The 7,021-nt window shown below is 38.3% G+C and carries 9 protein-coding genes; 6 read left to right on the forward strand and 3 right to left on the reverse strand.

Annotation, left to right across the window (positions count from 1 at the left end):
• The 6 genes from cas10 to csx20 form a co-directional block, all read left to right on the forward strand.
• On the forward strand, window positions 1-1,961 hold a 1,961-nt coding region (gene cas10, locus MV676_RS08470; RefSeq protein WP_297446749.1), incomplete at its 5' end, for a type III-A CRISPR-associated protein Cas10/Csm1.
• Entirely contained in the window at window positions 1,948-2,391 is a 444-nt protein-coding gene (csm2, locus tag MV676_RS08475) for a type III-A CRISPR-associated protein Csm2 (protein WP_297446751.1), read from the forward strand. The genes cas10 and csm2, both read left to right, overlap by 14 nt.
• Before the next feature lie 10 nt (window positions 2,392-2,401).
• On the forward strand, window positions 2,402-3,136 hold the full coding sequence (gene csm3 / locus MV676_RS08480; RefSeq protein WP_297446754.1) for a type III-A CRISPR-associated RAMP protein Csm3: 735 nt from the start codon (window positions 2,402-2,404) through the stop codon (window positions 3,134-3,136).
• 1 nt (window position 3,137) lies between these two features.
• The gene (locus tag MV676_RS08485; RefSeq protein WP_297446757.1) at window positions 3,138-4,154 is read left to right on the forward strand and encodes a hypothetical protein; all 1,017 of its coding nucleotides are present in this window, start codon (window positions 3,138-3,140) and stop codon (window positions 4,152-4,154) included.
• Window positions 4,135-5,340 carry a type III-A CRISPR-associated RAMP protein Csm5 gene (gene csm5, locus MV676_RS08490; protein ID WP_297446760.1) on the forward strand — a complete coding sequence of 402 codons (1,206 nt, stop codon included), beginning with the start codon at window positions 4,135-4,137 and terminating at the stop codon, window positions 5,338-5,340. Before MV676_RS08485 ends, csm5 begins: the two co-directional genes overlap by 20 nt.
• A complete protein-coding gene (gene csx20 / locus MV676_RS08495) occupies window positions 5,340-5,729 on the forward strand; it encodes a CRISPR-associated protein Csx20 (RefSeq protein ID WP_297446763.1) in 390 nt (129 codons plus the stop codon). The genes csm5 and csx20 overlap by 1 nt, the downstream gene beginning before the upstream one ends.
• Before the next feature lies 1 nt (window position 5,730).
• Here csx20 and cas2 (MV676_RS08500) read toward each other — a convergent pair whose 3' ends face one another.
• The 3 genes from cas2 (MV676_RS08500) to MV676_RS08510 all read right to left on the reverse strand — a co-directional run.
• Complete coding sequence (gene cas2 / locus MV676_RS08500; RefSeq protein WP_297446765.1) at window positions 5,731-6,018, reverse strand: CRISPR-associated endonuclease Cas2; 288 nt, start codon at window positions 6,016-6,018, stop codon at window positions 5,731-5,733.
• Window positions 6,015-6,305 (reverse strand): CRISPR-associated endonuclease Cas2, encoded by a 291-nt coding sequence (gene cas2 / locus MV676_RS08505; protein ID WP_297446767.1) that lies wholly within the window; start codon window positions 6,303-6,305, stop codon window positions 6,015-6,017. The genes cas2 (MV676_RS08500) and cas2 (MV676_RS08505) overlap by 4 nt, the downstream gene beginning before the upstream one ends.
• Window positions 6,306-6,314: 9 nt before the next feature.
• Window positions 6,315-7,021, reverse strand: a 707-nt coding sequence (locus tag MV676_RS08510) for a TM1812 family CRISPR-associated protein (protein WP_297446769.1), incomplete at its 5' end; no start/stop codon positions are given.

The raw sequence follows: 7,021 nt of genomic DNA on the forward strand, positions 1-7,021 counted from the left end.
ATTTTGACTCCCTATACAGAATTTACGCTTCCCACGTTCCATCTGCAAGAGTGGGAAAAGTTATACCCGATGTTTCCCTTTACGATCATAGCAGGACAACCGCAGTCTTTGCTGCTGCACTATATCTCTATCACATAGAAAATTCTTTTGAAGAAAAGGCTATCAAAGACAGAACGGCATCTAAGTTCCTTTTAATATCAGGAGATTTTTACGGAATTCAAAAGTTTATATTCAGAGCCGGAGGAGAAGAAAGGCACCACAGAGCAAAGCTTTTGCGAGGCAGATCCTTCCAGGTATCTCTTCTCACAGACCTTGCAGCAGAATTTATTTGCGAAAAATTGGATCTCACGTTTTTATCCATTGTGCTTTCTGCCGCAGGCAAATTCCACATTATCGCTCCAAATACCAACAAAGCGAAAGAAGCTCTAAAAGAAGTAAAAGAAGAACTAATAAGTTGGTTTTATAAAAACTTTCATGGCGAAGCAGGTATAGGAATCGTTTACACCGAAGCTTCCCCTTTACAATTTTTAAACGGGAATTTTCACAACCTGTGGCAATACCATCTCAAACGCCTTGAAGAAGCCAAATACAATCGCATCGATATAGTAAAATACAGCGGCAAAGTTAACGGCTATCTGGATTCTTTTGACAACACATTGTCAAAGCCTCTATGTCCACTTTGCGGAAAAGCTCCTTCCTACCTGGAAGTTAAAGACGAAGAGGAATACTGTGCATGTAAGCTCTGCTATGATCAAGCTTACATAGGCACTCAGCTTGTAAGAGGAAAAAAACTCGCAGTTGTAAAAGGCACCGGCGAACTCAAAGAACCGCTATTCAATAAATACCAGATAGTATTCTTAGAAGAAGAAAACTTAGAAGAACATGCTGAATTACTAGCCAAAAAAGGAAGCCTCGTAAAACTTGTGGAGTTCAACATCAACGACGACGGCAGCTGTCCAACAAAAACCGAGTTTTTACCCATAAATGGTTATGTTCCTGTGTATGATTCAGATGACATCAAAGACATAAGAATACCCGAAAATGAAATACCCAAAATCTCCATTCCCAAAATGTTCAATCACATAGCACAAAAATCACTAAAATTAAAACAAGATACAAACAACAAAGTGTCTTGCTATGGCGTCCCCCTGCTTGCCTCCATGAAAGCAGATGTGGACAATCTCGGTGCAATATTTGCCTGCGGGTTGCCTAAAGAGCTTTTCACTTTGTCCCGACTCGCAACAATGAGCCGACAGCTCAACAACTTCTTTACTCTGTATTTACCCTATGCCCTCAAAAAAGAACGAAAAGGAGCCTTCAAAGAAATTTACACTGTCTTTGCCGGAGGAGACGATTTATTCCTAATTGGACCATGGAACGCTATCATGGATCTCGCCCTTCACATACACGAAAAGTTCACTCTATACATCTGCGAAAATCCCCAAATGCATCTTTCGGCTGGCATAGCACTCCATAAACCTCATACTCCTGTCGATAGAATAGCACAGGAAAGTGAAGAGCTTCTAAAAATGGCAAAAAGTGAAGGAAGAAATAGAATCTGCATTTTCCATCAAGCTCCCACATGGAAAGAATTTGAAGAGCTTAATAAAATAAAAGAAACTTTGTATAAGTGGTATTCAGAAGGGAAACTATCAAGAAGCCTTCTATACAAAATCAATACCTTATGCGAAATGGCGTCGGAGGAAGGGCGTTTTCACTCCAACAACTGTATTCCCATTGCCAAACTGCACTACGCTAAATGGCCTGCATTACTGAGATACTATTTAGTGAGAAATATACTAAAAGAAAATACCTCAGAAGAGTATTACAGGGAGATAGCCACAAACCTATTTGTATGGATAAACAAATACAGAAGCAAGTTCGTCGTAGCACTATGGCCAATGCTTTACGAAATGAGAAAGCAAAAGGTTTTAAAGGAGGAAAAAGATGGGAGTTACTGAATCAACCAGCCTAAAACTTGAAAAAATGATATGGAAAGATAAAAAGTCTAACATCGTAAATCCAGAGGCTTTTTCAAAAGTTAGCGAACGGTTAGCTTATGAAATAAGCTCAGAAGGAGGGAAAAACAAAAACAGACCCAGTCAGCTTAGAAAATTTTACGACTCTATTTTAAACCTAAATCAAAGAGCTAAAACGACTCAGAAGGATAGTAAAAACTGGAAAATCACATGGAATAGTATTCTCATGCAACTTCACCGACAGCTTGCTTTAGTGCATTATGCAAAAGGAAGAGGCAATGTTACAGATAAATTTGTTAGGATGATGGAAGAATTAATAAACTCAGTAAACACTCCAGAAGATCTGGATGTAATCACACATTTTCTTGAAGCATTTATGGCTTTTTACAAGGAATATCGTCCCAAAGATTAAGGAGGCTACCATGAAGCTGAAAAACATAAAAGAAATAAGCGGTAAAATAAAGCTGATAACAGGGCTGCACATAGGCGCAGGTGAAACTGAAATACACATTGGTGGCACAGACAATCCAGTGGTAAAACATCCATTTACAAACGAACCATACATTCCGGGATCTTCCTTGAAAGGTAAAATACGCTCATTACTTGAGCTCAAAAGCGGATTGATAAAATATTCCAAACAGTTGAATAAAGATGGAGAACCATTGTCAATGGAAATCATAAAAAAGGCTAAAGAAAACAACGAAAATAAAGACCGTATAGAATATGGATTAAAAATCATCAAGCTTTTTGGCACAAGCGGTGCCGAAGAGAATGCCAAGAAAATGTTAGGACCAACAAGGGTATCTTTTTCAGACTGTATGATCACAGAAGAAATGAGAGAAAAAGCTCAAAAAGGGGAAATCGTGCTAACCGAGATCAAAGCAGAAAATCGCATAAACCGTATCACTGGCACCGCACAACACCCCAGATTTACAGAAAGAGTTCCTGCAGGAATAGAATTCAACTTCTGCATTACGCTGAAAGAATTTGAAGGAGACGAAGGACTGGAAGAACTGTTGCTTGAAGGCATGAAACTCCTTGAGCACGATGCCCTTGGGGGAAGTGGAAGTCGCGGATACGGAAGAATAAAATTCGAATTTAACGACTCAGAAATACAAGAAAGATACAACAAAATAAATCCCTTCAAACCAGTGTAAGATGAAGCTTGCAGAGATAACAATAATACCCGCCTCCGCATTTGGAACTCCCTTAAAAGGAGATACAATATTTGGACATTTTTGCTGGCAACTTGTCTACGACGAAAATCTTATCAACGGATCTTTTTCGCACTGGATTGACAAATATTCAGAAACACCATTTGCCGTATTTTCTTCAGCATATCCAAAGATAGAAACAAAAAACGAAACCTATTGGCTGTTGAAAAAACCTTCTTTACCCTTGCACTTTTTTGGAGAAGAAGGAAAGGATTGCTTTGAGAAACTGTCAAAGAGAAAAGAACAAAAATCAAAAACATGGGTTCTCACCAACACCTTAAAGATAGATTTATCCACATGTAAATTGAAAAGCGATAAAGAAGCCTTTGAATTTATTATAAAAAATGCACAGGAAATCAGAAAAGATTTATATTTTCACAGGACCTGCATTTCCATAAACCAAACACACAACAGCATTAACAGATACACATTCTCAACTGGCGAAAACTTCGCACCATTCATAACAGAAACCATCTGGTTTATGCCCGGTATAAAACTATCCATATTTGTGCTTTACAACGAGAATGCTCTAAATAAAAACAGTTTAAAAACTGCTTTTGAACGCATAGGAAAAACAGGATATGGAAGAGACGCCACATGGGGCATGGGAAGATTTAAAGTAGAAAAAGTCAAAGAATTGCCTTTGCCCGAAAAGTCCAATTGCATATACACGCTATCTCCATTTGTTCCTAAAGGGAACAAATTCAAACAAATCTGGTTCCAACCTGTGGTGAGGTTTGGAAAACACGGAAGTTATTTGGCAAACTCCAGCAATCCATTCAAAGAGCCTATCCTCATGGCTGACGAAGGAGCTGTCATAGTAAACGACAACCCCATTGGACCACTCATCGGGAAAGCCGTGCTGGAAGTGTCAAAAGCCCTGCGAGAAACCGTGGTTCAGGGATATAGTATAGCTATACCCTTCTCCTTTGGAGGAAGTAATGCTAAAAACTCCCTTTAAAACCTATAAAATCTATATAAAACTGCTTTCTCCACTTCACATAGGAACAGGAGAAGTTTATGAGCCAACTGGCTTTTTCATCAATGAAATAGAAAAATATTTAGGCGTCATAGACTTTGAGAAACTCTGTCTACACTTAACAGAAAGCGAAATTAGCAGATTCATCGCACTATGTAGGAAAGGCACTCTGGCATCTCTTTTAAATCTATATTCCCTTACAGATGAAGTTTGCCTAAGACTTCTGAAACAGGGAAAAACTGATTTTCTCGTAAGGAAAATAGACGTAAGTCCGTATTTCATTGGACATTACAATAAAGTTAAGAACTTAAAAAAAAATTGTTCTGATAGTGAAATAGAAAGAACGTTTAATAAATTCAGCATACACAAAACTGCTTTCTCCTCCAACGAAAAGTTTCCAATTATACCGGGATCCTCCATTAAAGGATCAATAAGAACAGCTGTGTTAAACAAGTTAAAAGGCAATGCAAAAGGGAAGTCCTATAGAAATTATAAAAAGGGAAAAGGTTACGACAGTGTTCAGCTTGAAAGCGAAATTTTAAATTACGATAAGAACAAATTTCACAAAGATCCTTTTAGGCTCATAAAGATTTCAGACTTTAAACCAGCAGAAAAAGCCCAAACAAAAATAATATACGCAATAAACATCAAAAAAGATGGTAACAGAGGCAGAGGACCGTTTCAAATACTGGAAGTCATTCTTCCAAATACTGTATTTGAAGGCTCTATCACCATAATGGGTGAAAGTAAACTAACCTTAGAAACCATAAAATCAGCATTGAAAGATTTTTATTTGAAAGAAGCGGAAAAAGAAAATGAAGTGTTGAAGATCATAGGAGCTAAAGAAATACAATTTCACCAAAACTCTCTTCCCATACGCATAGGAAGACACAGCGGAGCAGAGTGTGTAACCATAGAAGGATACAGATATATAAAAATACGCCAGGGCAACAAAAAACCTCCCAGGTATTTAGACCATGCAACCACAATTTGGCTTGCCAGCAACAGTCCAAGATACGACAAAGAACTTCAACTTAAATCTCTTCAACCTTTTGGATGGGCAGAGCTGTTTTTAACAAAACCAGAAGAAACAGGAACAAGACGAGAAAAGAGAAGCACACAAATAGACATATCAAAACTATTCAGAAAATACAGGGTCATCAAATAATGCCAAAGGCTTTTCTAATATTCTCCCATGAACTTACTAAGGAACAAGCTAATGAGCTAAGAGAAAAGTGGGAAATCTCACACTTTGCACCTTTACCGGAAAAACTAAAAGGTTTGTGGAGCAATATCCCTCCTGAACTGGAAGAAATCAAACCACACCTATTACCCATCCTTCAGTGGTTGGAAAGAGAATCCAATCCCAAAGACATAGCTCTCATTCAGGGCGATCCCGGAGCTGTATATATCACGGTAAATAAGGCATTTGAATTAGGACTAATTCCAATATACGCCACAACAAAAAGAATTGTGAGGGAACGAAAACTACCAGATGGCACTGTCCAGCAAATAAGAGTTTTTACCCACAACAAATTTCGCATATACGGAAGATAACTTAAATAATCAGCGTATCCTCATCACTTGCCCCAACAAACTTCCCATACCCCAAATGAATCACAGGTTTACTGCAACTTTCACAAAGCCTATAATAACGCACCCTGTCCTCCAGAGGATCCATTAACGACTCAACTTCTCTCTTCATAGCTTCAAACTCGGAAAAAGTAAGATAACACTCAAATACGCTGTATAACACTCTAACTCCAAAGTCCTCCATAACCTTTGCTATCTTTTGCAATCTTTTGGGATCTGAAATATCATAACACACCAAGAAAAAACTTTTCACAGTATCAACTCCTCCGGTGGTTCATCTGTAAACTCATCGTCCACACCGGAAAACTCAACATTCTTCAAGCAGGTTTTGCACAATTTGTAAATTCTAACTCTATCCTCTTTCCTGTCTATAAAGTCAGAAAGCCACGACACCACTGCTTTTACTTCGTCATCTGTAAGCCAGCATTCAAAAACGCTCTTTTGAACAGCCATGCCGTAATCTTTAAGGAAGTTATGCACTTTCACAAGTCTTTTGTGATCTCCAATATCATAAGAGATAATGTAAAATCTACGACTCATCACATAGCGTTACATAGCACTTTCCACATCACGCACCAAAACTTCCAAATCTTGAGACAAATTAGCAGCTCTTCTCACTATACGATTAATTGAGAAAGCATCTTTCCTCATACCACAATGATCCACATCATTTCTCAACAAAGAAATATTATTCCATAAAACTCCAAGATCAAAATTGCTTTTCTTAAGCAACTCTGCATTTATAGCCGTCATCCAATCTGGAACATTTGGTTTATCACGCTCACGTTTAGAAGCAGCAAGGGCACCTAAAGCCTTTTCCGCTTCTTCTCTTTTCCCTCTATCTCTTAATACCTTTTCTTTTTTCTTAAAAAGCACCCACGAAACAATCCACTCCCTCGCCAAGGTCACGGCTTGCATATATCTCTTCTTGCTAAGCATGTATTTTATAAGTTCAAACTGAGCTAACAAGTTCTGTGCCGTTAACTCTTCAGAGTTTGCATAAGAAAAATGAGACATCTCATCACCAATCATCTCCAAAATATGAGTGAAAGGCTTGGCCCATTTACTTACATCATCAACAACCTTATTAATAACCGACACCGTCTCGCAAGCAGTTTTCAAACTCTCACAGGGTCTGGCAAGACTAACAGCCAAAGACAATGCTTCCAGTTTTCCAGCAATTTCACTCAAAGATGTTCTTATCCCTTGCCTACCCAACGATCTATGCGTTTCTCTCAACTTCTGCGCAAAACCAG

Source organism: Desulfurobacterium sp., from assembly GCF_027028515.1.
In the GTDB taxonomy this organism is placed as follows: Bacteria; Aquificota; Aquificia; order Desulfurobacteriales; family Desulfurobacteriaceae; genus Desulfurobacterium_A.

What these genes read in the sequence shown, in the direction of transcription:
- csm2 (WP_297446751.1), top strand. Translation starts at nt 1,948, where the DNA reads ATGGGAGTTACTGAATCAACCAGCCTAAAACTTGAAAAAATGATATGG.
- csm3 (WP_297446754.1), top strand. Translation starts at nt 2,402, where the DNA reads ATGAAGCTGAAAAACATAAAAGAAATAAGCGGTAAAATAAAGCTGATA.
- MV676_RS08485 (WP_297446757.1), top strand. Translation starts at nt 3,138, where the DNA reads ATGAAGCTTGCAGAGATAACAATAATACCCGCCTCCGCATTTGGAACT.
- csm5 (WP_297446760.1), top strand. Translation starts at nt 4,135, where the DNA reads ATGCTAAAAACTCCCTTTAAAACCTATAAAATCTATATAAAACTGCTT.
- csx20 (WP_297446763.1), top strand. Translation starts at nt 5,340, where the DNA reads ATGCCAAAGGCTTTTCTAATATTCTCCCATGAACTTACTAAGGAACAA.
- cas2 (WP_297446767.1), bottom strand. Translation starts at nt 6,305, where the DNA reads ATGAGTCGTAGATTTTACATTATCTCTTATGATATTGGAGATCACAAA.